Raw genomic sequence first — 25,205 nt, forward strand, 5'->3', positions numbered from 1 at the left:
TTCATTGTTTAGAGCAGACAAATCACCTCAGTGGCTAAAAAGTCTTGTGGTGTTTTTGGTCGTTTGCGCTGGATTTTTGGCAAGTATGGTGATTGCTCCTACTGCACATGCAGAACGTATTAAAGATTTAGCAAATATCCAAGGCGTTCGTAGTAACCAATTAATTGGTTATGGCTTGGTAGTGGGTTTAGATGGAACTGGTGACCAAACTACGCAAACTCCATTCACCCTCCAGAGTACCTTGAACATGTTGCAGTCCTTAGGGGTTACTCTGCCTCCGGGTACTTATTCACAAATTCAGTTGAAGAACGTTGCTGCAGTAATCGTGACTGCCAACTTGCCACCATTTGCACAAATTGGTCAAAACTTAGATGTGACTGTTTCTGCTATGGGTAATGCAAAAACATTACGTGGCGGCACACTCCTATTAACGCCTCTAAAAGGTGCTGATGGACAGGTTTATGCCATGTCGCAGGGTAACGTCGTGATTGGTGGCGCAAGTGCATCCGCTAACGGTAGCTCCGCAACCATTAACCAGCTCAATGCAGGTCGTATTTCTGCGGGGGCGACTGTTGAAAGAACCATTCCTAATAATTTATTGGGTATGGAAATGGTCAGTCTTGAGTTAAGAAGCTCAGACTTTTCTACTGCCAGCATTGTGACTGCGGCCATTAATAAGCGTTTTGGCAAGCCCATTGCTTTTGCCCAAGACTCTAGAGTGATTCAAATTGATCCGAATACTGTCGAGAACGGTAATCGAGTGCAATTCTTAGCTGCCTTAGAAAGTATCGACGTCATTCCAGCCAAGGGTGAGGCGAAGGTCATTCTTAACGCAAGAACAGGTTCGATTGTGCTTAATCAAACGGTTGAGCTAGAGAACTGTGCAGTAGCGCACGGTAACTTGACTGTGGTGATCAGTACAACACCAGTAATCAGTCAGCCAAGTGCATTCTCGAATACGGGCAATACGGTTGAGGCGAAGGTATCTCAAGTGAGCTTGAACCAAGATCCAGGCAATGTAATCCAGTTGGCCGGTGGCGCATCCTTATCTGATGTAGTTCGTGGGCTGAATGCCGTTGGTGCCACACCACAAGACTTGGTCGCCATCTTGCAGGCCATCAAAGCAGCTGGTTCGCTACGTGCTGAGCTTGAGATTATTTAAGCAACACCACCATGGCATTGCCTAGTAACTCTATTTCAGCGTCTGATGTCAGCAATCAACTGGCATTGGATACTAATAGCCTATCTAGTCTCAAAAAATCTGCCAAAGAGAACTCCCCTGAGGCTATCAAAGGCGTTGCTAAGCAATTTGAGGCGATCTTTATCAATATGATGCTCAAAAGTATGCGTGAAGCCAGTCCACAGGACGGCCCTTTTAATACTGAGCAAAACAAACTCTACACTTCGATGTTTGATCAGCAGTTGAGCCAAAAACTCTCATCGGGCAAAGGTATTGGCTTGGCTGATGTATTGGTGAAGCAATTGAGTAAGTCTGCGGGCATTCCAACGGATTCACTGAAGCCAGGGGATGAGCCTATTACCTCCAAAGCTTTAGGTCTGAATCGCTTTGATCCCAATACTAGTTCAAAAGTGGCTGCCTATACCTCAATGGCATCTATGTCTAGTGCTAAAGCGAGCCCGTCTTTCATGGATAAGGTCTCCAAACTCTTTACTTCGCTAGAAGATGCAGGTGAGGCAATGGCCTCTTCTGTGGGTAGCACTCTAAAAGAAGCGGTTAGTTCTTTTACGAACAAAATGGCTAGCTATGCACAGCAGGCTAGTAATGCTTCTGGACTACCGGCACACTTTATGCTGGGTCAAGCTGCTTTAGAAACAGGTTGGGGTAAGAAAGAAATTAAAGGGGCTGATGGCACCCAGAGTAATAATTTATTTGGCATTAAGGCAGGCGGCAGTTGGACTGGTAAAACTGTTTCTGCAGTCACTACTGAATATATCAATGGTGAAAAGCAACAAAGAGTCGAAAAATTCAGAGCCTACGATTCTTATGCAGACTCATTTAAAGATTTTGCAAACTTGATTTCAAGTAATCCACGCTACCAGAATGTTCTTAATAACCTCGGTAACATTAATAGCTATGCTGACGCAATGGCAAAAGCGGGGTATGCAACGGATCCGGATTACGCCAAGAAGTTGGCTAGTGTGATTAAGCGGGTGAGCAATCCCTCTTAGTGGGTTCGGGTAAATTAACCCGCTAGGTTTATTGCACCCACTCTTTGAGGGGTACTAATTGTTCGTCTATAAATGCTTCCATTACGAAGCGATCGGCACCACTAAGATTGGGGTTGATGTGCTTGAATAATAGAAAAACAATCATTTGAATGGCATTTTTACGAAATTCATGAGGAAACATGACGTTCACTTGCAGATTCGAGGCGGCTAGGACGCTTTTAGAGTCAAGGGATCTTAGTTCTGGAATTTGACTCTTTTGACCATCTATCATCCTCACTAAAGCGACTGTATATTCAGCCCCACTGCGCATGCCGTCATTAAAAGCCTGACACAGCAGTCGGGCAGCTCTTTTGTCGGCTACTCTGATTTTGGAGGTATTGGTTTTCAAGGGATTTGGGCTATAACGTACCAGGATACCGCTTCATTTTAGAGGATGTCATAATGCCATGACTATTGAGATGTATTGTATTCAAAACTATTAAAACTGGACCCTGTATGGCTGCCTTAACCGAATCCGAGCTAATTGAAAGATTATGCAGAACCTTTAATACTCAGTTTTCTGGCAACCGTAATGCCATGCAATCTCTGGCTACGACTATCGAACTCTCAGAAAGCTTGCACCCTGGTTTACGCGGTCTGAATGGCAAGAATTTTTTGTCCTCATTCACAGATCGTATGAATGTTTGGCACCCAGATGAGGTTAGAGTACTCGTGATTGATATGATGATTCATTTGGTCAAAGAAAAAATCACTACGGATTCATCAAAACAAGCCCTCAGCAGAGAGATTGACGGCTACTTATTGCCTATCAAGTTTTGGTAATGTGAGTTAGCTGATTGCGGCTGAATATTTAAAATAAATAGCTAACATCCAAGCTATTTTTTTAAAGCCACTTCTTTCATTTTATCCCGCATGCCCTTGAGTTCAAACTCGACACTTTCTACGCGGGTGCTGACACTGACCACTTTTTCGCGGGTCGATTCAAAAGCATCAATTGCATTGCGGGCTTCAGCCTGATTTTCTTCAATGATTCTAAATAAAGTTTTAATGACTTTTTCTTGCTTATCAATCGCATCACTCAACTTGACCACGAAAGCAGCAATCCCGATCACCATAATGATCAGGATAATAAAGAGGAGGGGGCCGAGTAGATCAAGGAATGACATAGGGTGAGATTATAGCGTCAGTGTGTTTAGTTGGTTACAGACGGCACTCAAATCAATTTTATTGACTCTTCGTTTCCATAGGCTGATTCTGGGGCTGCACCGCTGGTTGCACTAACTTAGCTGGTGCAATATCGGAACCGGGTTGTTGGACAGAATCGTTCAATAGCAAAATAGAAACCCTTCTATTTTTTGCTTTCCCTACCGCAGTGTCATTTGAATCTATAGGTCTGGATGAACCAAAACCGGTTGCACTTAAACGTGATTCGCTAATGCCTTTTTGATTCAAGATATTCAGAACAGTAGTAGCCCTGATAGCGGAGAGCTCCCAGTTGGAGTTAAAGGCTTTGGTATTGATGGGTTGGTTATCGGTATGACCTTCAATATCAATTGCTTGATCACTTTTGGCCAGAATGGGGGTAATTTGTGCAAGCGTATTGAGCGCAGCAGGGCTAGTGACGCTAGCTGAGCCGGGGCTAAATAAATAACTATCAATGATGTCAATACGCACCCCTTTAGAGGTTTGCATTACTCCGATTTTGCCGTCTTCTATCAGTGGTTTTAAGGCCTTAGTTAGGTCTTTTTCAACCCGATTCATCTTCTCGCGCTTGATAAAGGCCATATCACGTTTGAGTCTAATTAGACCCAAGGGGTCAATGAGGATAGGGCTTGCGTCAGTTTGAGTCCCTGCAATATCGCCGTTAGACTTCATTTTGCTAGCTATCTTGTTATCCCCTTCGGTGGCTTGCAATGGTGCAAAGGCGGATATTAGAGAATTAGATAAGGCGTCATACTTTTTTTCATTAATGCTGGAGCTGGCATACATCACGACAAAAAACGCAAAGAGTAGGGTAATGAAGTCGGCATAGGACACCAACCAGCGATCATGGTGTTCGTGATCTTCTGGGCGCTTACGTCGCTTGAGGGGTGGGTTTTTAAAGGAGGTATCCAGACAAACGGTCCTCTATCACCTTGGTGTGTTCGCCATAAGCTATGGATGCTAAAGACTCAACAAGCATCTCGTATTTGGAAACTTCAAGCTGTAATAGCGTTTTGAGCTTGTTGGCAATCGGAATGAAAACCAGGTTGGCCAAACCCACGCCATAAATCGTCGCAACGAAGGCAATGGCAATACCGCTTCCCAGTAAGGTTGGGTCAGAGAGGTTTTCCATCACATGGATTAGACCCATAACTGCAGCCAAAATGCCAATCGTAGGCGCATAACCACCAGCAGAGTCCCAAATCTTGATGGCATTACGCTCATGAAGTTCGTATTGGTAAATATCATTAGCACCGATTTCTTTAATGGTTTGCGGTGGCGCACCATCAATCGCTAAACGTAGGATCTTCTTAACAAAAGGATCGGGAGTCTCAACCATAAAGTTCTCGAGCTTTAAGACACCTTCTTTTCTGACCACCATGCTCCAGTGTGAAATCTCCATAGCCAAAGCCGTACGTTGATCAACAGGTTCAACAAAGACATATTTGAGTTTGGCAATGCCACTGCGAAAGTTCACGGGGCGACTCTGCAGTAAGACTGCGCCAAATGTACCAAAGGTCACAATGAAAAAGGCTGAGGGCTGCAGGAGTGAGCCTATTCTGCCGCCATCAATCGATTGACCAATCAAAATTCCGATTAGTGCAAGTGCAATACCGCCTAGGCTGGCCCAGTCCATAATTTCTCTTTTAAGGTTGCGCGTATCCGAGCGACTGCTTGGCTATGCATTTGGGAAACACGAGATTCGGTGACGCTCATCACAGCGCCAATTTCTTTTAAGTTCAGTTCTTGTTCGTAATACAAACCCATCAACATTTTTTCACGTTCTGGCAAGGCATCAATCGACTCTCTCAGAGCCTCTTTAAAGTCCCTAGACAGCAGGCCGTTGATGACATCACTTTTATTATTCTGAATAAAGCGATCGAGAAAGTGATCTTCTTCTTCATTCTTATGAACATCTTCAAAGTAGATTAGCTGGTGTCCACCACAGTCAGTCAGAATCTGGAAATAATCGGCAATGTCGATCTTGAGCTTTTTAGCTACTTCGCTTTCGGAGGGGGCTCTGCCAAGACTATGTTGTAAGCTGGCAATCGCTTTTTCAACATCACGCATCTGTTTGCGAATATTGCGCGGCAACCAGTCGGCACTGCGAAGTTCATCCATGATGGCGCCATGAATACGTTGAGTCGCATAGGTCTTGAACTGGGCGCCTTGGTTATCTTGGTACTTACCGGCGGCATCTAGTAAACCCATCATGCCTGCTTGGATCAAATCATCTGCCTCAACGCTAGCCGGCAACTTGGCCTTGATTTGATAAGCCATTTTTTTGACCAGGTCGGCGTATTGGTGGACCAGGGTTTCTTTCTGGTCTGTTTTTCCGTCGGCCTTGTACATGATCTTATTGAGTAGGGGCTATACCAAATTGTGAGGTAAAAATAGGGTCTCTAGTGATCGTTTGCGTCATTGCTGGGTATGAGTCAAAAACTACAGGACTTACCCAATTGTTATTAAGTGTACTAAAACCAATGAGTTCCAGTTGAATCTGTGAAAAAGTCCGGCTGGCATGCTTTAAGTTACGAAAAACCGTCTTTACTGTCTCCGCATTTTGGGCGCTGACGATGATGCCAAAAACCCGGTTTTCAGGACTTTTGGCCAGCAATTTAATGATTCCAAAAGCCCGCTTTATAGACTCAGAGCTTTGCGCCAATTTGAGTACGATTTCGTGTTGATTCAAGAGCGCCAAGGGGAGCTCCTGAGCCTGGTCTAGGCTCATGTCGATAAAGTGGATATCGCGGCCACCGATATCCTTGGTCAGATCTTGGAGGAGTTGACCTTTGCCTTGGGCTAGTTTTGTACTTAAGGTTTTAATTGGGCAAGCCTTGGTAGGCATCAAAATTCGCCTAAGACCTTCTGCTTGATCGCGTGGATTAAGCATATTGAACATGCCCTTGGGTTATCTCTGTAGATTTGCTGAAAAAAGCAGGCAAGTCTTCTGGTCTGACAATCGAGAGGTGATCACTAGAGTCTTCTTGTTTGAAAGCCTCTTCAATCAAAGCGATTTTATCGACTAGAGTAATGTCTTCTGGAACACGTTGACCATTGGTGAGATACAGGACTTTCAGTTTATTTTGCAGAACCACATTAATAACGCCGCCCAAACCAATTGCTTCATCTACTTTAGTGATAATGCAGCCATCCAAACCTCTGCCAGCAAACGCCTTGCTCACATTATTGAGCGTATCCAAGGTGCCACTAGCATTTAGGCAAATGATTTTTTTGATATCACGTGATGCCTCGCACAGCATATCAAGCTGACTACTAACCATCTTGTCTTTTTGGCTTAAACCAGCCATATCGATGAGGACGAGCTTCTTGTCTTGTAATTTCTCAAGGGTCTGTTGCAATTCTTGAGCATCTTTTGCGGCAAACACTTCAACACCCAAAATCTTGCCATAAATACGCAATTGCTCATGACCGCCAATACGATAAGTATCAGTGCTTACCAAGGCAATGTCTTGATTGCCATGTTTAAGGACAAAGCGTGAGGCAATTTTGGCAATCGTCGTAGTTTTGCCGACACCAGTAGGCCCAAGCAAAGCATAAATACCATGTTGGTTCATGATTTCCGCTTCATTTTCTAGGGCCTGCATATTCTTAGCCAGTAAATTCATTGCCCAAGGCTTGGCTTCTTTAGAAGAAAAATCGGAAGGGAGTTTGCTAATCACGCGTTTAGCCAGATCTAGATTAAAGCCAGCAGATAAAAATTGACTCATCAAATCCCGTTTATTAGGGCTGAACTCAAGAGTGCTATTAGAGAGAGTCTCCAGTTGTGCCTGGAACTGATTGCGCATTTCGCGCATTTCTTTAAGCATCCCCTGAATCTGAGGATGATTGATGATCTCAACGGGCTGCTCCTTAGGCGCTATGACTTCTACATGAGTAGTAGTCAACTCGACAACAGGGGCAGCTACCTTAGAACTAGATCTACCATTGAGTAAATCGACAGTAGCTTGTACCTTTTTGGCCTGTAAGGCTTTTTCCGCTTGTTCCTTAGCGGTAGACACGCTGCCCAGCAGGTTTGAGCCAGGAAGAACGCTCGATTCACTGCGCGCCAAAATTTCTGTCCAGCCGTTAATCGAGCGATTAGAAATAATGGTAGCGTCTTCACCAAGCTCTGCTTTGACTTGCATCAAAGCCTGACGAGTCGTTTTGGCTAGAAATTTTTTCATGGTCATACTGAACCTCCAATTAAGTTGGCAACACGGATAGTTTTAGAATCGGGTAATTCTTCATGAGAGAGCACGCGTAGATTAGGCGTAACTCTCTTCAAAAATTTGGCTAAGGTCGCGCGTAAGGGTGAGGCAACGAGCAATACTGGGGAATGTCCGTTTCTCTCTTGTGCTTTAGCTGCTTCATTCGCTTCGTTGGCAAGGGTTTTAGCAATGCCAGGCTCAATTGAGCTGTTTTCGCCAGAGCCAGTCACTGCTTGCATCAATAAACGCTCAAGGTTGTTTTCTAATGAAATCACCGACATCTCATTGCTATGAGGGAAGAGCTGTTGCGTAATTGCGCGACCCAATTTGATTCTGACTTTTGCAGTCAGATCGGCGGGATCTTGTGTATGGGGAGCATATTCAATGAGCGTTTCCATGATGGTGTGCATATCGCGGATCGTGACACCTTCAACCAAAAGATTTTGCAGTACTTTTTGTACTACTGATGTCGTCAGCAACTTGGGAATGAGGTCTTCAACTAATTTTGGCGATTCTTTAGCAAGTAGAGTGACTAATTGCTGAACCTCTTGATGTCCCAGTAATTCTGAGGCATGCATACCAATCACATGATTGAGGTGAGTAGCAATTACTGTACTTGCATCGACTACGGTATAGCCTTTACTTTGGGCGTCTTCGCGTAGTGAATTATCAATCCAGATTGCAGGTAAATCAAATGCAGGATCAGAAGTCACCGGGCCTGGTAGTTCACCAGTCACGTTACCAGGATTAATGGCTAAAAATTGACCGTAGTGGGATTCTCCTTTGGCAACCTCTACGCCCTTAAGCTTAATGACATAGGCAGATGGCTTGAGATCCAGGTTGTCGCAAATATGCACAGGTGGAGTTAAAAAACCCACATCTTGTGCAAACTTTTTACGTAGTGCCTTAATGCGTTTAATGAGATCACCACCGTGACGTGAATCAACCAAAGGAACTAGGCGAAAGCCTACCTCAAGACCCAATGCATCGACTGGCATGACATCATCCCAAGTGGCATCAATAGACTCTTGAGCCACTTCTTGACTTGCATTTGCCTCTGACTCCAGCAATTTTTTACTTTGATTCTTTAAGGAATAGGCAATACCGGCAAGGGTGGCTGCAAGTAACAGGAAGGCCAAATTCGGCATGCCGGGAATGAGGCCCATGCCACCAATGATAATGGCCGTGATATTAAGAATCTTCGGATTGGTAAAGAGTTGCTTGGTTAACTGCGTGCCAATATCTTGATTATTCGCAACGCGTGATACAACAATACCGGCCGCAACTGAAATGATGAGCGATGGAATTTGGGCTACTAAGCCATCACCAATAGCTAGTAAGGTGTAATTTTTAACCGCTTCATTAAAGCTTAAATCATGCTGGAGCATACCGACAATCAGACCGCCCAGAATATTAATGACGATGACTAGAATGCCGGCAATCGCATCGCCACGAACATATTTCGAGGCACCATCCATGGCGCCATAAAATTCAGCTTCTTGACCAATTTCTGCACGGCGGCTACGCGCCTCATCTTGACCGATTAAGCCTGCATTGAGATCGGCATCAATTGCCATCTGCTTACCGGGCATCGCATCTAAGGTAAAACGGGCGCCCACTTCAGCAATACGGCCAGCACCTTTAGTTACTACTGTAAAGTTAATGATGGTCAAGATGATAAAAACCACAATACCAACAGCGTAGTTACCGCCAATCAGGAAGTGTCCAAAAGCTTCGATGACCTTACCAGCCGCAGCAGGGCCTGTATGGCCTTCCGTTAATACTAAGCGGGTAGAGGCTACGTTTAAGCTCAAACGTAGCATCGTGGTGACTAAAAGTACTGTCGGAAAGGCTAAAAAATCCAGCGGCTTAGCAGTTTGCAGTCCGATCATCAAAACCAAGATGGACAGGGCAATATTGAAGGTGAATAAGAGATCCAAGCCAATTGCCGGAATCGGCAAAATCATCATGGCCAGTAACATCACGATGATGATAGGACCCGCAATCGTCTTGCTATTGAGGTTTTTAAGAGATTCTAAAAATTGTGTGAAGTTCATGATGCAAGCTCAAGTTGCTTAGTGTTAGATAACGGATCTAATTCATCTGGCACAACAATATTGTGTGGTTGAGTTGGGTAAGCGCCGCTGCGACCGTTGAAGTTCTTGACTTGGAATACAAAGGCCAAAATCTCAGCAACAGCAAGGTATAGAGATTCTGGTATTTCTGCATCAAGTTCAGTATTAGCGTAAATAGCACGCGCAAGTTTAGGTGATTCCAATATCAAAATTTCATGCTCTTTAGCAATTTCTCGAATACGTAATGCCAAGGTATCTGTCCCTTTAGCTAGGAGCATCGGAGCTCGCATATCGCCTTCTTTATATTGAATGGCAACAGAGTAGTGCGTAGGGTTGGTGATAATGACATCTGCCTTTTGTACATTCGACATCATGCGGCGACGTGACATCTCTCTTTGTTGTTGGCGAATCTTGGCTTTGATTTCAGGGTTACCGTTACCTTCTTTAGATTCCTGTTTTAATTCTTGGCGGCTCATCTTGTGCTTTTCAGCATAGCGATAGAGTTGATAGGGCACATCCACTAAAGCGATGACTACCAAAGCACCCACAATAAAAATGAATGCCTTGACAAGAAATAAGCCAGTCTTTGCAAGACCTACTTCAACTGGAACCAGGGATAGGGTAATGAGTTGAGGAAAATCCGCAGAAATCACAAAGTAAGCCACCACACCAATGAGTGTTGCCTTGGCAATGGATTTAACGAGCTCCACTAAGGAGTTTTTAGAAAAGAGATTGCCCATACCTTTGATGGGATCAAGTCTTTCTAAATTGGGCGTGAGTAATTGAGTGCTAAAGTTCCAGCCGCCAACCAATACTGGCGCTGCAAGGGCGGCAATCATTAGTGCAAAGCCAAGCGGTGCAAAGGCGATTAATAAGTCAATTACCTGGTCTGATGTGCGGCTAAGACCAGCTTCTGGATTGAATGCCAATTTGCTATCAAAAGTTAGTCCACTACTGAGTAGATCTTTTAAGGCGGAGTTAAGGTGATAACCCAACCCCCAGACTGACATGCCGGCAGTAAACAGCAAGACGCAAGTCGCCAATTCCTTGGAGCGAGGAACGTCACCCTCTTCGTACGCTTTTTCTAGTCGCGTCGACGAGGCCTGTTCTGATTTTTCTAAATCGCTTTCTTCTGCCACCGCTAAACCTTAAAAAGGGATTAAATTGCTGATAAATGATTTTCAGCGAGCGGGGCTTAAATGAATTGCTGGAAAAGGGGGGTGAACCCCCCTTAATTCAAGCTTCTAAAACCCAGTTTATTGGCAATGGAAGGCCAAAAACATCGGATTTAGAGTGACTGTTGGGTATAGCGACGACCTTAAATGAGGCTTAAAACAGCTTCCAGTCAGGGTCTTTTTCAGCAGGATTTGCTGCGGGATTTTCAAGTTCTGGACTCTTTGGCGCATCAAGTGAAGCAGTCTTGACGGGGGTATTTTGAGGTGCTGAAACTATCAAATGACCAAAAGTCTCGGCTAAAGCATTGGCATGTTGCAAGAGCATTTCCCCGCTGAGAGCCGTATCTTTCATGGTTTCGACATTTTTCTGGGCTATTTTTTCGACCTGGGATACGGCGCCATTCACCTCGTAGAGGTTCAGGCTCTGATCTAAAGAGGCGGTCGTAATGTTGGCGCTCATATCAGCAACATATTGCGTGGAGCTGGCAATACGCTCAACGACCTTATTAATGCCATCTATTTTCTCAGAAGGAATGCCTGCTTGCGCTACTTCGGTACTTAGGGCGTTAGCCATTTCAGTACTGGATACTGCCATGAGCCGAACTTGCTTAGCGTTTTCAGCATTTTGTTTGGTGCTTTCACCCAAACCTTGCATCTTCAGGTTGGAGGTTTGCAAGACTTGAGCCTGCTCTTGTGCGCCTTTGATCAGGCTTGCATGGTAAAGCGTTAATTCCTTAGCTAGCTTCTGAATTTCTACCCCTTGAACTTGGGCAATACTACTGAACTCTTCCATCTTATCGAGCAGTTGATTCATGGTCTTGTTGAGTAAATTGACTTCTTCCAGTTCGCTATCAACGGATAGCCGTTTACTTAGATCATGGTTTTGCAACGCTGCTGGAATGGTTTGAGCTTGCGCTAAAGCTTTTTGGAGTGCTTGCTCAATAGTGCGCTGCGCAGATTCAGATGCTTGACCTTTTTGCATTGCCAGATCAATAGTAGTGTTGAGTTCTTGAGCGAACTCATAAAAAGCGCCACGATGTTGATCTGCATCTCGACGACCTAAAAGCTTGCCGTCTTGCAGGGCGGTATTCAAAATGCTGGTATCTAGCATGAATTGCTTCCACTCGCCCTGAATCGCCTTGATAGCTGCCATTGCACTGCTATGATCACCTGCACTCAATGCAATGCGGTAATCTAATTGGCCGCTAGCGATATAGCCTGCAGCCTTCGTTAATTCTTCAGGACTAGCGCCTAAACTATGTTTGAGAGTTCGAGAGATTTGAGCAGCCAGGCTCAGCATGATTAGCATGCCGACAGCAATAATCATCAGCTTGTCCGTTGGCAAGCTGTTGTTGGAAGAGGGGGCGCTTGATTTTGCTGAGGGAGTATCTAAGGAAGCTTCTTTTGGCCCATTGGCTGGCTCACTTACAGAAGTTACGGGAACCGAAGGGGCTGCAGGATTCACTTCAGTAACACTTTTCTTTTGTAAGGCAATTAGTTTTGCGCTCGCTTGTGCCTTGATAAGGGCATCTAGATCTGTCATCACTTGCGTTTGCAAGCCTTGAGTGCGAGCGAGTAATGCGCTAGCTTGCGATAAATAATTGACTTGCAAAAGGTCAACGGCAGGTTTGATAGATTGGTTAACCAGCTTGTCAAAATCGCTTGTAAATTGGCTTGCTACCGTTTTTTCTTCAGCGCTTAAAGGCTGCGCTAAGAAGGACTGCCACATAGCATTCATCTGTGCAAGATCTTGAGTGACGCGTTCCGCTAGATTACGCACTTCCTCTGAGACGGGATCAGGAGATTTTTTCTCTGCGTATGCGGTATTTAAGAAGATACGATTTTGTGCAATCAGCTCTTTGAGCTTATTTAAATCAACAGGTGCAGGCGTATCCGCTTTTGGTGATTCAGATGCAGTGTTTGTTGATGATGAAGAGCTTGACGACTTTAAAGTTATCTTGAATTCTGGAGTCCAGCTTTGGGTATTGATTAAGAGCAAGCCTGCCATAACAAGCGCGGTCAATAACATGCCGAGCAGGCTAACCTTGACTGGCAAGTAAGGAAGTTTCGAAAGTCCGGTATTGAGTTTGATCATGATTTACATTATTACAAATAAACGGAAGGGTAAATAACTCAATTGAAGTGGCAAAGCCTCAGGGTTTAACTTCTGTCTTAGCGGCTGGCTTCACATCTGGCTTGGCGTCTACCTTAGTGGTTGGCTTTGCCTCAGGGGCTGAAGTTGGGGCGCTTTTAGGGCCTGAAGCTTGTATACCTTTTTGTACCCCTTCAGCATTACCAGCTTCAATGGACATATTTTTCTCTATGCGCTCTTGCGCTTTTTTGTTCATCACAATAATGGAGATGCGGCGATTAATGGGGTTTAGTGGATCTGTCTTGTCATATAAAACTGCAGAAGAAAGACCAATCACTTGGAGTAATTTAGTTTCGTCCATACCGCCATTAACCAATTCTCGCCTGGCAGCATTCGCTCTGTCGGCAGACAGTTCCCAGTTGCTATAAGACTTTTCTTTATTAGGGAAGGGCAATGCATCGGTGTGACCAGACAAAGTAAGTTTGTTCTCAACACCATTGAGTGACTTGCCAATTGTTTTCATAATCTCCCGCGCATAAGGCTGGAGTTCATCATCGGATAAGGCAAACATGGGTCTTTTCAGGTTATCCACAATCTGAATGCGTAAACCGTCATCAGTAATATCAATGAGAATTTGTTTTTTCAAGCTTTGCAGTTGTGGGTTATCTTGAATAACAGATTCCACTTTGGTTTTCAGTTGCTTGAGGCCCTCCTCATCCAGCATCTTTTGCGGAGATTTATCGCTGTTGTCATCTGCTTTAGAAACTTCACCGTCTTTACGCGTCAGATCTTTACCGCCACCAACGAAAATACCGCTTGAACCAGTAGTGCTAGGTCCGGTAGATACGATTTTTTCAATCGGCATCTTGAAGTATTCAGAAATACCCTTTAAGTCCTCCTTGGAGACGGACGCTAGAAGCCACATCAAAAGGAAGAAGGCCATCATGGCGGTTACGAAGTCTGCATAAGCAATCTTCCATGCACCTCCGTGTGCCCCACCAGCCACTTTTTTAATGCGTTTTACAACAATGAGAGGCTTTTCTTCTTTAGTAGCCATGGATTAACGCGTCTTGGCGCCTTTAATATATTCTTCGAGTTCCAGAAACTCAGGGCGCTCAGTAGAATTTAATACCTTACGTCCAAACTCTACTGCAATCGTTGGCGCATAACCATTTAAGCTGGCAAGCAAAATGATCTTAGCAGTCTGTAGCATCTTAGAGGATTCATTCAGTTTTTGTTCTAGGATGGTAGCTAATGGGCCAACGAATCCATAGCAAAGCAAAATACCCAAGAAGGTTCCCACTAGCGCATGTGCAATCATGACGCCCAACTCATTGTTCGAAACTTGTCCAACTGAGGACATTGTGTGGACCACACCCATCACGGCGGCCACAATACCAAAGGCTGGCATACCGTCAGCCATTTTTGCAACTGCATGACACACCGCATGTCCTTCATTGTGATGTGTCTCAATATCCACATCCATGAGGTTTTCAATTTGAAACGGCTCCATATTGCCTGAGAGCATCATGCGTAAGTAATCGCATAAAAAGTCCATCAAATGATGGTCTTTCATAATCTTTGGGTATTTGGTGAAGATGGCGCTGTTCTCTGGATTCTCAACGTCTTTTTCGATGGCCATCATGCCGTCTTTACGAATCTTGGTCAAAAACTCAAACATCATTGCCAGCAAATCTAAATAGAGGGCTTTGCTGTAGCTCGATGGAGCAATCACAGTTGGCAAAGCTTTCACTGTTGCTTTAATGGTTTTCATGTCATTGCCGACCAAAAAAGCACCAAATGCAGCGCCCCCAATCATCAATAATTCGATTGGCTGGAGGAGGGCTGCGAGATGTCCGCCGGCCATCGCAAATCCACCGAAGACTGAGAAAATAACGACTACATAACCAATGATGACAAACACAATGAGCCCCTTTTTGCCTGAATATCAGAAGAATACCTGTAATTACGACATTTAATTGCCTGAATAAAGCATGATTATGGTGCCTGTCTTCCCGTTAAGTAGGGCGATATTGGCCAATGAAATAGACAAAGCATTCACGCTGGTCTGAGCTAAAGCGCATTTTCTGTGATTCATCAATGCCAGGGACGGGAAATTCATGGCTAATTAAGAGACTTTCGCTATTCATCTCCAGAAGGGCCTTGTCCCAGAGTTCGGGCATCGCTGCAGGAGAAAGATAGGCAAAAATCAGGTCATAGTCGGAAAAATTCACTTTTTCATAGTTGCCTAGACGAAAGCGAACCCTAGAAGTCAAGAATTTGGCTTGTACAACACTTATAAGCCAGGGCAAAGGTGCTATCTCAATGCCCTCAACCTGAGATTCTGGGCGCAATTGGGCTATGCGGATTGCAAAATTACCCAGACCGCTGCCAATTTCCAGAATTCTGAGTTTTTTACCTGGTAAAAGTTCAGAAACTGCAGTCCAAACTTCGGGTTTGGAGGGATAAAAAGGTACTTGAGTGATAAAAACCGACCAAAAGAGGGCCCCAGTCAGGATGAAGCCCACTACAAAGTAGCTCGTGGGAATGTGTAGTTCTAATGCCACCCAAATAGCTAGCGGGAAAACAAGGTGGATATAGCGCCACCAGTGAGCCATTTTAAATTGAGCGCTTAAAAAATAGGCACATATACCTTGCGTTATTAATAAGCATGCCAGGGCGGGTAGCCATTTATAGAAATGAAAGCCCAGTTGGATTAACAGCCAGCATAAGGTGGAAGCCAAAACAAAAGCAATACCCTGAACAAGTAGGGCAATGAGAGCGGGCGGAGCCTTGCTAAAGCCAAAATACTTTGCCATCAAAACTTCAGTTTTTAAAAATCATTTGAGTAAATCCTCATCAATTGCAATTTTGAGCCGTAAAGGGATAAAGAAAGCATAAGAATCCATTCAAGCGGGCTGCATTAAAACGTTTGTGGGTATTGAATTATTCAAGTGAGGCAGTTAAGGGTTTACGGGCTAGGGATATGTTGCGTTTAAATTATCTTTCATTATTGATTGCGAGTCTTCTGATTTGTTCAGGATGTACTTCTGCGAGCTCGCCCTATGCAGTCAATTGTGAAAATTGCAATGCTCAGCCTTACTACTCAGTGATGATTATTCAACCTGGTATATCTAGTGATTTTCCAGTGAGCTACCGTGTCCGGGTTCCTGAGAGTGATACGAAGCTGGGCAAGGTGATGCCAACCGAGGCAGTGAGCTCAAGAGCGGTACCCCAATGAAATTGCATTTGAATCCTCTCGTATTCTTAGTTCGCGCTGCAAGCACATGCGCCATGTTTTCCGCAGTATTTTCCTTGGGTGCGCACGCCCAGACACAAGCAAGTCTAGAGAAGACTGTTTCACCTTATCCATTTCGTTATGAGACCATTTCCCTCATTCCAAGCACCTCATCTTCTGGTGCCTTAAATATAGCCTCGATGTTTATCGCTGAGCAGTTAGAGCGTAATCTTTCCCCGGAAATGAGAAGCCGTGCATTGGTAGTAACAGATTTTGTTGATCTCAGTACTTTGAATGAGACTTCTCAGCTAGGCCGGCTCTTGGCGCAAAACTTGATGCATGAAATGCAATTGAGAAATTGGTCTGTTACAGACATCACTTTCAGAAAAAATATCCTGATTGAAGCTAGCGGCGAGTTTTCTCTGAGTAGGGATGTCAAGCAACTGAAGCCGCCAGCACAAACCGGTAGCATTATTACTGGCACATATGTGAACACCGCTGAGGGACTCATTCTGAATGTCAGAATGATTCAAGTCACCAGTGGTGCAGTGGTATCCACAGCACAAGTGAAGTTACCTCAAGATCGTCTTATCTCGCATTTGCTGAATGGCCCTCCAAGACCACCAGCTATGCCAGTCTTAAACCTTGCTAATTAATCGTACTAGTCCCCACTAGTAGAATACGACTTTTATTGATATTCTGAATCGATATGTCTATTCGTCCTACTTCTCGCTCAGCCTACTTTCCTTTAGCTATTGTTTTGCTAATTGGGCTTTTAGGGCTCACCGCTTGCGGTACCACTAGTCGTAGTGATGCACAGTGCCTGACCTTTGAAGACAAGCTGCAAGCAACGGATTTAACTGTGCTGGTATCGGGAATGGCAACTGAGCTCAATACCTCATTACCTAAATTTGATCCCAATGGCCCAGATGAGTACGGTGTGCTACTCGTGGCTGATTTTGTCAATGTCAACACACTCAAAACAGAGCCTAATGTCCTAGTCATGAGCGAGATGATGCGGAGTTATCTTGCGCGCATACCCGGGAAGAAGGTAGTGCAAGTAGAGTTTGGTAAAGATATTCGTATCAGCGATACCGGCATTGTGTCTTTAACTCGCAAGATTGGTCAGGCTGGCAATACGAAGGTTGGAGCTAGTCAAGTGATTGTTGGAACTTACCTCAATTTGCCCAACAAGCTAGTGATTAATGTCAAAGCCATTGATCCCAGCAATCAAATTATTAGCGCTGCGATTGTGCGAGAGTTGAACTATTCTTGTAGTGGCGGTAAATTAAGACTCGACAAGTAGCAATACTATCTAATCCATTGAGTGATTTGATTTACTAGCTCTTTAGGATCTACTGTTTTAGAAATACAGCCATTCATTCCATGATCAAGGCATTGCTGAGAGGTATCTGCACACACTTTGGCGCTAAGCCCAATGATGGGTAAAGACTTCAAATGTGCTTGTTCCCGAATTTGCTTGCAGGCTTGTAAGCCATCTAATACTGGCATCTGAATATCCATCAGCACTGCGTCGTATTGTTTGGTCTTTAAGAGTTCTAGCGCATCTTGTCCATTGTTTGCTACGTCGATACGCGCGCCAAAAATTTCTAAGAATTCCTTTAGCGCTTCTTGTGCAATAGCATTGTCTTCAGTTAACAGAATGACAAGATCTTGCAGCGGCCTATCTTGATGACTTTGTTGAGTGCTTTGCTTGTGATGATGTGATTCGTACTTATCAAGATATTGTTTTAAATGAATCCTAGCCTCTGCAAGTACCTCTAAAAAATCATGATAGTTTTCAGCATGGAGCTGGCCGAGTCTTAAGTCTGCATCTAGAAACTGTGCTGCGGCAAATACTGCATCGGCTCCAATGGTGCATGCAGACCCCTTAAATGCATGAATCCTTTTTTGTGCTGCCTGGAAATCATTCATTGCAACTTCATTTTGCAGGCCTACGCTGCAATCCCTGCAATCCACTACAAATAGGTTCAGTAGCTTGAAAGTCAAAGCAACATCATTCATCAATAATGCAATTTTATTGATGTTAAAGCCGGGCAAGTCCTTTAGTACTGTATCGGATAGCTTTTGGGGATCGGTAATATCTGTATTGGTTGATTTCAGATGCTCGCGAAGGGGTCGTAATTGCAAAATGCAATTGACCACTGTTTGATATAGTCTGTTTGGATCGATGGGCTTACTAATAAAGTCGTTCATTCCATAATCAAAGCACTGTTGAATTTCATCGGCGAATACACCTGCACTAAGCCCAATGATGGGTAAAGACTTCAAATGCGCTTGTTCGCGAATTTGCTTGCAAGCTTGTAAGCCATCTAATACTGGCATCTGAATATCCATCAACACTGCGTCGTATTGTTTGGTCTTTAAGAGCTCTAGCGCATCTTGTCCATTGTTAGCCACGTCGATACGCGCGCCAGCGCGCACCAGAAATTGCTTAATGACAACCTGATTAATAAGGTTGTCTTCAACAATGAGTACTTGAGCCGTTGCTAATACCGGGTGGCAGCCATTTGTTTGGCTCCCCATAGAGCTTGTGTTGTTTATAGCCACAGTTTTGCTCTAAATTCTGTGAACTGAGCACAAGAAATCTTAATATCTAAATTGAGTGAGAGAGCAGTAGGGTGGGATGAGGGCGGAGTCAAGCTCATTGCATTGCCTAATTTTTGGAAGCTTCGCGGCGTATACAAAATCTGGTCTCCATTTACGCTTAAGCCTTATAAATCGGGCTTCTGCTAACCATTCGAATGGCTTTTCTTCGCTGATTACCTGGCTCTAATAAGTAATTTTGAGACTGTTTTATCAGCAACACAAAAACATTTTATTCATTTTGTAAGTATTTTGCCTACTAAATTTGTAGCATTTATCTCATTTAGAAAAAAAATGGGTCGGGCAAACTACATTCATCGCGAAAGTACTAAATCGCATAAATTAAGTGAGATAGAACATGCAACTGATTGATAAATCACAAGAAAGCATTATGACAGAAATTCGTGAAGCGAATCTGAATTATTTAATGCTGGCTCAACAGATGATTCAAGCAGACAAGGATCAAGCTGTTTTCCGCCTTGGTGTGAGTCAAGATATCGCTGATTTAATTGGGGATTTAAGTAATTCTCAGCTGATCAAGTTGGCCAGCTCCAACATGATGCTGATGCGCTTTCGCTTTGATGATGCTGCTATGTTGGGTATGTTGACCAAGAATACTAAGGGTTTATCCCAATCCATCGTCCACAGCTCAATTTTGATGGCCGGCCAAAAAGCCGAAGCTATTGCCTAATTTCTGCAATACCCATAAAGAAAGCGGAATTTAGATCATGAAAGTTAAAAGCATCGTTGGTGAGACCGAGCAGCTTCAGTTAGCAATTCAGTTAATTAATTTAGGTGCTCGCCTGCAGTTGCTGGAGTCGCATACTTCTTTATCACGCGAGCGTTTGACTAAGCTTTATAAGGAATTGAAAGGTATCTCGCCTCCAAAAGGGATGTTGCCATTTTCAACTGACTGGTTTTTGACCTGGCAACCGAATATTCATTCCTCCTTATTTCTCAATATCTACAATTTCCTAAAAGAAAATACTGGTGTTACTGGTATTCAGGCGTTAATTAAGTCTTATCAGCTTTATCTTGAGCAATATCACATCATTGAGCAGGCTGACGACCATCCTGTCAGCGATGAGCCAGTCATCAGTTTGATCCGTGCGTGGACTCTGATTCGTTTTGTAGAGCAAAAACTCCTGAAAACTGAAACTTGTTCATGCTGTAAAGGGAAGTTTGTTGTTGATGTGTATGACTTACATGAAGAATATGAGTGCAATCTGTGTAATGTGCCCTCAAGAGCGGGCAAGTATCAGAAGAATAAGAAATTATTACTTGCTGCCTAAGCTTTCAAAGCCCATCATTCAAATCAGTTTTATCCTGTTATAAATCTCTTTCCAGACGCTATTTCTAGCGGAGTCTAGGAATTAAGGCTATTAAATGCCTTTTTTCTAGCCATTAAAAAAACAGTAATTAATTAATATGGCTTAGTAACCTAAGCCATTAATTTTATTGTGTTTTTTAGTTTGTATGAATAATTCAATCACTTCCTTAGCATCTAGTCTGCAAAGTGCAGTCAATGATGTTCAGGCACGTCTTGATAAAACGCAAACACAGATTGCCAACGGTAAACAGCCTCTCTCAAAACAAGATGCTAGTGTCGTTGCTAGATTATCTAATCAGGCCACTAGCCAAGATGCTGTTCAAGGCAATATTACTAATGCCAACAACATCATCGATATTACACAAACAGGCTTAAGTTCAATCTCATCGATTTTGTCCCAAATGCAAGGTTTGGCCACGCAAGTGTCTAATGGTTTATTTAACTCCGTTGATCAGAGTAATTTGTTTGCTGAATTTGCTAGCCTTAATAAACAAATTGGACAAATTGCTGCGACAACTAGCTTAAATGGCAATAATTTACTTACTGGTAACCAGACATTATCAGTAGTGAGCGGTACCGATGGTGTGAATAACCAAACTACTGTCATTCAGGGTATAGATATCACCCGCCTACAAGCGGCTCTGAATGCCATTACTTTTGCTGTAGCTTCTCAAAATTTAACGCCAACTACAATAGTAGATGGTGTACCTACTGTTAGTGCCCCCACTAGCGCACAACAAACGATTACCTTTAATGGTTTGGCAAATGGCGATAGTGCAACTGTAGGCGGGCTCACTTTTACAGCCACTCGAGATTTAACGGCGGCGCAAGTGGCAGCAGCCTTTACACAAAAGATCAATAACCCAAGCAGTACTCCTGCAGGCGGTAGCTTTGCGAATAGTTTTACAAGTAGCTTTACTGCTGCTGATAATGGTAGTGGCATAGTGATCCTTACGGGATCGATCGCTGGACCACAATCTATTTCCGTTAGCGGTAACATTGCTAGTGCAACATCTCCAATTACTAGTGGCAACATTACCATTAACATCCCTGGAGTAGCTTATGTAGCCCCTACTAATGCACAACAAACTATTAGTTTTAATGGTTTAGCGAGAGGTGACAGCGCGACTGTAGGTGGCTTAACATTCACTGCTGCTAGCGATTTAAGTGCAGCGCAAGTGGCAGCAGCCTTTACTCAAAAGATCACTACCCCCAGTAGCACTCCAGCAGGTGGTAATTTTTCGAATAGTTTTATAGGCGGCCTTGATGCTACTGACCTTGCCAATGGTTCAGTTAGATTGACGAGTAATCCTTTAGGCTTTCGAAATCCAGTTGCAGTCAGTGGCAACATTACGAGCGCAACATCTCCAATTACTAGCAGCAATATCACTAGCAACATCTCTGGAGTGACCTATGTAGCGCCTACTAATGCTCAGCAAACCATCAGCTTTAATGGTTTGGCTGGAGGGGATAGTGCTACTGTAGGTGGGCTAACTTTTACTGCAAATAGTGATTTAACGGCGTCACAGGTTGCCAGCATTTTTTATCAAAAGATTGCAAATAGCAGCAATAGCGCTGCTGGTAACTTTACCAATAACTTTCAAGGTGGTTATAACCTAACGAGCCCGGGCTCTGGAAATGCCGTGACCTTTACTGCAACGGCAACCGGTCCAAACTCGATTGGGGTTGGCGGTAATATTACAAGCGCAACAACAGCGATCACTTCTGCGAATGTTGCTAGCAACCGCACTGGGGTGGCCTATGTGGCACCATCTTATGCACAACAAACCATTCGCTTAAATGCTATGGCGCCTGGTGATACTGCTACTGTCGGTGGCCTAATACTAACTGCCACCACTGGCTTAACAGCAGCGCAAGTGGCAGCAGCCTTTGCACAAAAGATCAATAGCCCAAGCAGTACTCCAGCAGGCGGTAATTTTACGAGTAGCTTTATAGGTGGTTTTAGCGCTGTTGACAATAGCAACGGTACTTTTACGCTTAATGGAAATGCAGTAGGGCCGATGAGCGCAATTGTCGTAAGCTCTACCTTGTCTTCTTCTATTAGACCTGCATTAAGTGCAAGTGACATAACCATTATTGCTGCCGGAAGCCCTTCTTTAGCAGCCCAGTTTTCAGTTGTATTGCATTCCTTGGCAGCGGGAGAAACTGCTACAGTTGGAGGTCTTACATTTACAGCGAGCTCAAATGTAACGGCAACTCAAGTTGCCGATATTTTTGCAGCCAAAATTAATTCGAATACAGATAGTTCTTCAGGGACATTTTTGAATGCGTTCTCGGGTGGATTTGCTGCAACATCATCTGGGATGGGAAATCTATCTCTCAACGGAACTTCAAATGGTGCGAGAACAATGGAGGTTAGCGGTAGAACTGTAAGCCCAACCATTATCCAGTCTTCAGATGTGTCTATTTCTGTGACAGGCAATTACTCTAGCTCAGGCAACTATGCTCAGCAGTTGATTCAGATGAGGGCCTTATCTGCTGGCGAGACTGAAACTTTAGGAGGTCTTACTCTTACCGCAAATTCAAATATGACGGCAAGAGATGTGGCGATTGCATTTTTAAATAAACAGCAATACAACTCAGATCCACCTTCAAGTGCTGGCTCCTTTGGTGGCACTAGTTTTACTTATGGCTCGCAATTCTCTTTAAATAACTACAACGTAACCCTTGGACAACTGTCTGCAAATGCTTCTAGTCCAGGCCCCAGAGATTTGCTACCCGCATCTGGAACTGTGACCGGAGGTAGTGGTAATAGTGCGCTGAGCGCGTCTGATGTGACAACAATTTCTGTCGGAACTGCAAGTCAAGCCGGCGCTTATGCGCAGCAAACTGTGCAGTTTCATGATCTGTTTCCTGGTGAGAGCGTTACTGTTGGTGGCCTTACCTTTTACGCCAATACTTTCGTGAATGCAGCTACAGTGGCAAATAATTTCTCTGCGCGGATGACTAGTAATACCAGCTCACCTGCAGGCGGATATTTTGGCGGCTCATTTTCTGCAAACTTTGCCCCAGGATCTATATCAAGTGGTTCTTTATCAATCACCGGTACTTATTACGGACCACAAGGCGCAATTTCAGTTAGTGGAAGTTCAAGTAGCATTCCATCGAGTAATGCTTATTTGTCGTCATCTAACGTTACAACTGTAGCCGCTGGTTTTGCAGGTATCACAGGTGTCTACGCACAGCAAACAGTCAGTCTGAATGCTCTAAACGCTGGTGATAGTGCCACGATTGGCGGATTAACATTTACGGCTGCTAAGGATTTGACTGCAACTGAAGTAGCACAAATGTTTGCAGATAAGACTGCTGCTAGCAGTCCGCATGATCCCCTTAATGCAGAGGGATCCTTTGTGGGCTCATTAACTGGTTTTAATGGCGCTAGTACGGGAAATGCATTGACTTTAACCGGCACTTCATTTGGACCGATGAGTACAGTGAGCGTGAGCGGCAGTGTGACTCCTAGAGTCGCCATATCTTCGTCTAATGTCACTACTCAAGCCGCAGGTTCTAATGGAACTGCAGGTGTCTACGCACAGCAAACAGTCAGTCTGAATGCTCTAAACGCTGGTGATAGTGCCACGATTGGTGGGTTAATATTTACGGCCGCAGCTGATCTAACGGCGGCCCAGGTTGCGACTATTTTTGCAAATAAGACTGCTGCATCACCAAGCGATCCATCGGCTAGCGATGGAATCTTTACCGGTATATTTATCGGTGGTTTTCGTGGTTCTAGTACGGGAAATGCATTGACTTTAACCGGCACTTCATTTGGACCGATGAGTACAGTGAGCGTGAGCGGCAGTGTGACTCCTAGAGTCGCCATATCTTCGTCTAATGTCACTACTCAAGCCGCAGGTTCTAATGGAACTGCAGGTGTCTACGCACAGCAAACAGTCAGTCTGAATGCTCTAAACGCTGGTGATAGTGCCACGATTGGTGGGTTAATATTTACGGCCGCAGCTGATCTAACGGCGGCCCAGGTTGCGACTATTTTTGCAAATAAGACTGCTGCATCACCAAGCGATCCATCGGCTAGCGATGGAATCTTTACCGGTATATTTATCGGTGGTTTTCGTGGTTCTAGTACGGGAAATGCATTGACTTTAACCGGCACTTCATTTGGACCGATGAGTACAGTGAGCGTGAGCGGCAGTGTGATTCCTAGAGTCGCCATATCTTCGTCTAATGTCACTACTCAAGCTGTAGGCTCTAATGGTGTGTTGGGTGTCTACGCTAAACAGGCGGTTACTCTTCGCGATCTTAATTCTGGCGATAGCGCCACGATTGGTGGGTTGACGCTTACGGCCAATACCAACTTAACTGCCTCTGAAGTGGCTTCGATATTTGCTAGTAAAATTACTACAGGTAGAGATCCAGGTATAAATCTCGGGGTTTTCGGCGGGACATTTGTTGGTGGATTTACTGGCGAAAGTACTCGAAGTACCTTGACCTTAACTGGAACAGCCTACGGGCCGATGGCTACTGTTACTGCTAGTCAAATGGTTTCGGGTCAAGACAATGCGCCTAAGGCGATTGCTTTGATCAATCAATTCATTTCAGAGATCTCATCTACCCAAGCATCTTTGTCGGCTGCGAGTACGGATCTGAACGGCGCTCTTGATAAAAGTACAAAATTAGCGACAAGCTCGCAGAAAACAGTAGATGCAATTCAGAACATTGATTTGACAGCCTTGCAAGCAAGTCTGCAGGCTCTGAGTACCCAACAAAGTCTAGATTTTCAGGTAGTTGCGCAGATGAATACAGCCTCTGCTTCCATTCTGTCGATCTTTAGGTAATTACTTACCGGCATTTTCTTCCGCTTCTTCATCTTGATGGGCCTCAAACTGTTCGGGCAGGCCTGCGATCTTGAGAATGGCATTAGCAGTGTGGTGCGAGAGGATTTTACTATCGAACGGAAAGTAGATCCCTGTAATTGGTGAGAACCAAATGTCGTGATTGCCCCGGTGGGCTGGCGCATGATAGTTACAACCAGCTTCTTTGAGTATGACTAGTAAATCTGTAGAAAAAGAGTTACCACGATAAGACCCGATCACTTTTGCCAT

Annotated in this window: 24 protein-coding genes; 9 read left to right on the forward strand and 15 right to left on the reverse strand. The window is 44.3% G+C overall.

The window, feature by feature from the left end; genetic code table 11:
* Window positions 1-85: 85 nt before the first annotated feature.
* A complete protein-coding gene (locus CP950_RS03460) occupies window positions 86-1,162 on the forward strand; it encodes a flagellar basal body P-ring protein FlgI (protein WP_243391924.1) in 1,077 nt (358 codons plus the stop codon).
* A gap of 11 nt (window positions 1,163-1,173) precedes the next feature.
* A complete protein-coding gene (gene flgJ / locus CP950_RS03465; protein ID WP_207760200.1) occupies window positions 1,174-2,190 on the forward strand; it encodes a flagellar assembly peptidoglycan hydrolase FlgJ in 1,017 nt (338 codons plus the stop codon).
* Window positions 2,191-2,218: 28 nt separating this feature from the next.
* On the opposite strand, the gene CP950_RS03470 is transcribed toward flgJ, so the two are convergent.
* A complete protein-coding gene (locus tag CP950_RS03470) occupies window positions 2,219-2,578 on the reverse strand; it encodes a hypothetical protein (RefSeq protein WP_096672492.1) in 360 nt (119 codons plus the stop codon).
* Window positions 2,579-2,685: 107 nt separating this feature from the next.
* Here CP950_RS03470 and CP950_RS03475 point away from each other — a divergent pair, with 107 nt between their 5' ends.
* Complete coding sequence (locus tag CP950_RS03475) at window positions 2,686-3,012, forward strand: hypothetical protein (RefSeq protein ID WP_096672493.1); 327 nt, start codon at window positions 2,686-2,688, stop codon at window positions 3,010-3,012.
* Window positions 3,013-3,065: 53 nt separating this feature from the next.
* On the opposite strand, the gene CP950_RS03480 is transcribed toward CP950_RS03475, so the two are convergent.
* The 12 genes from CP950_RS03480 to CP950_RS03535 form a co-directional block, all read right to left on the reverse strand.
* Window positions 3,066-3,356: a hypothetical protein gene (locus tag CP950_RS03480; RefSeq protein ID WP_096672494.1), complete on the reverse strand. Its 291-nt coding sequence runs from the start codon at window positions 3,354-3,356 to the stop codon at window positions 3,066-3,068.
* Between the two features lie 58 nt (window positions 3,357-3,414).
* Window positions 3,415-4,305: a flagellar motor protein MotB gene (locus CP950_RS03485; RefSeq protein ID WP_096672495.1), complete on the reverse strand. Its 891-nt coding sequence runs from the start codon at window positions 4,303-4,305 to the stop codon at window positions 3,415-3,417.
* A complete protein-coding gene (locus CP950_RS03490; protein WP_096672496.1) occupies window positions 4,289-5,029 on the reverse strand; it encodes a flagellar motor protein in 741 nt (246 codons plus the stop codon). Before CP950_RS03490 ends, CP950_RS03485 begins: the two co-directional genes overlap by 17 nt.
* Window positions 5,011-5,745, reverse strand: a complete 735-nt coding sequence (locus tag CP950_RS03495) for an RNA polymerase sigma factor FliA (protein ID WP_096672497.1) — start codon at window positions 5,743-5,745, stop codon at window positions 5,011-5,013. Before CP950_RS03495 ends, CP950_RS03490 begins: the two co-directional genes overlap by 19 nt.
* Window positions 5,746-5,749: 4 nt before the next feature.
* On the reverse strand, window positions 5,750-6,286 hold the full coding sequence (locus tag CP950_RS03500; RefSeq protein ID WP_096672498.1) for a hypothetical protein: 537 nt from the start codon (window positions 6,284-6,286) through the stop codon (window positions 5,750-5,752).
* On the reverse strand, window positions 6,279-7,586 hold the full coding sequence (gene flhF / locus CP950_RS03505; RefSeq protein ID WP_096672499.1) for a flagellar biosynthesis GTPase FlhF: 1,308 nt from the start codon (window positions 7,584-7,586) through the stop codon (window positions 6,279-6,281). The genes CP950_RS03500 and flhF overlap by 8 nt, the downstream gene beginning before the upstream one ends.
* On the reverse strand, window positions 7,583-9,661 hold the full coding sequence (gene flhA, locus CP950_RS03510) for a flagellar biosynthesis protein FlhA (protein ID WP_096672500.1): 2,079 nt from the start codon (window positions 9,659-9,661) through the stop codon (window positions 7,583-7,585). Before flhA ends, flhF begins: the two co-directional genes overlap by 4 nt.
* Window positions 9,658-10,818 carry a flagellar biosynthesis protein FlhB gene (flhB, locus tag CP950_RS03515; protein WP_096672501.1) on the reverse strand — a complete coding sequence of 387 codons (1,161 nt, stop codon included), beginning with the start codon at window positions 10,816-10,818 and terminating at the stop codon, window positions 9,658-9,660. Before flhB ends, flhA begins: the two co-directional genes overlap by 4 nt.
* A 190-nt stretch (window positions 10,819-11,008) precedes the next feature.
* Window positions 11,009-12,949 carry a Tar ligand binding domain-containing protein gene (locus tag CP950_RS03520; protein ID WP_096672502.1) on the reverse strand — a complete coding sequence of 647 codons (1,941 nt, stop codon included), beginning with the start codon at window positions 12,947-12,949 and terminating at the stop codon, window positions 11,009-11,011.
* A 58-nt stretch (window positions 12,950-13,007) separates the two neighbouring features.
* Window positions 13,008-14,003 (reverse strand): flagellar motor protein MotB, encoded by a 996-nt coding sequence (motB, locus tag CP950_RS03525; RefSeq protein WP_096672503.1) that lies wholly within the window; start codon window positions 14,001-14,003, stop codon window positions 13,008-13,010.
* Between the two features lie 3 nt (window positions 14,004-14,006).
* Window positions 14,007-14,870, reverse strand: a complete 864-nt coding sequence (gene motA / locus CP950_RS03530; protein ID WP_096672504.1) for a flagellar motor stator protein MotA — start codon at window positions 14,868-14,870, stop codon at window positions 14,007-14,009.
* Window positions 14,871-14,964: 94 nt separating this feature from the next.
* On the reverse strand, window positions 14,965-15,765 hold the full coding sequence (locus tag CP950_RS03535) for a class I SAM-dependent methyltransferase (protein ID WP_096672505.1): 801 nt from the start codon (window positions 15,763-15,765) through the stop codon (window positions 14,965-14,967).
* 167 nt (window positions 15,766-15,932) lie between these two features.
* On the opposite strand from CP950_RS03535, the gene CP950_RS03540 reads away from it, so the two are divergent.
* The 3 genes from CP950_RS03540 to CP950_RS03550 are packed head-to-tail and all read left to right on the forward strand — an operon-like array spanning window position 15,933 to window position 17,490.
* Window positions 15,933-16,187: a hypothetical protein gene (locus CP950_RS03540; RefSeq protein WP_096672506.1), complete on the forward strand. Its 255-nt coding sequence runs from the start codon at window positions 15,933-15,935 to the stop codon at window positions 16,185-16,187.
* Window positions 16,184-16,840 carry a FlgO family outer membrane protein gene (locus CP950_RS03545; protein WP_096672507.1) on the forward strand — a complete coding sequence of 219 codons (657 nt, stop codon included), beginning with the start codon at window positions 16,184-16,186 and terminating at the stop codon, window positions 16,838-16,840. The genes CP950_RS03540 and CP950_RS03545 overlap by 4 nt, the downstream gene beginning before the upstream one ends.
* A 53-nt stretch (window positions 16,841-16,893) precedes the next feature.
* Window positions 16,894-17,490, forward strand: a complete 597-nt coding sequence (locus CP950_RS03550) for a FlgO family outer membrane protein (protein ID WP_096672508.1) — start codon at window positions 16,894-16,896, stop codon at window positions 17,488-17,490.
* Between the two features lie 5 nt (window positions 17,491-17,495).
* On the opposite strand, the gene CP950_RS03555 is transcribed toward CP950_RS03550, so the two are convergent.
* On the reverse strand, window positions 17,496-18,731 hold the full coding sequence (locus CP950_RS03555) for a response regulator (RefSeq protein ID WP_096672509.1): 1,236 nt from the start codon (window positions 18,729-18,731) through the stop codon (window positions 17,496-17,498).
* A gap of 418 nt (window positions 18,732-19,149) precedes the next feature.
* Here CP950_RS03555 and flhD point away from each other — a divergent pair, with 418 nt between their 5' ends.
* The 3 genes from flhD to CP950_RS03570 all read left to right on the forward strand — a co-directional run bounded on the left by flhD (window position 19,150) and on the right by CP950_RS03570 (window position 24,938).
* The gene (gene flhD, locus CP950_RS03560) at window positions 19,150-19,482 is read left to right on the forward strand and encodes a flagellar transcriptional regulator FlhD (RefSeq protein ID WP_096672510.1); all 333 of its coding nucleotides are present in this window, start codon (window positions 19,150-19,152) and stop codon (window positions 19,480-19,482) included.
* A 37-nt stretch (window positions 19,483-19,519) separates the two neighbouring features.
* Complete coding sequence (flhC, locus tag CP950_RS03565) at window positions 19,520-20,083, forward strand: flagellar transcriptional regulator FlhC (protein WP_096672511.1); 564 nt, start codon at window positions 19,520-19,522, stop codon at window positions 20,081-20,083.
* A 184-nt stretch (window positions 20,084-20,267) separates the two neighbouring features.
* Entirely contained in the window at window positions 20,268-24,938 is a 4,671-nt protein-coding gene (locus tag CP950_RS03570; RefSeq protein ID WP_096672512.1) for a beta strand repeat-containing protein, read from the forward strand.
* Here CP950_RS03570 and CP950_RS03575 read toward each other — a convergent pair whose 3' ends face one another.
* Entirely contained in the window at window positions 24,939-25,205 is a 267-nt protein-coding gene (locus tag CP950_RS03575) for a type II toxin-antitoxin system HicA family toxin (RefSeq protein WP_096672513.1), read from the reverse strand.

Origin of the sequence: Polynucleobacter meluiroseus, from assembly GCF_900205755.1 — a bacterium.
Taxonomy (GTDB): Bacteria; Pseudomonadota; Gammaproteobacteria; order Burkholderiales; family Burkholderiaceae; genus Polynucleobacter; species Polynucleobacter meluiroseus.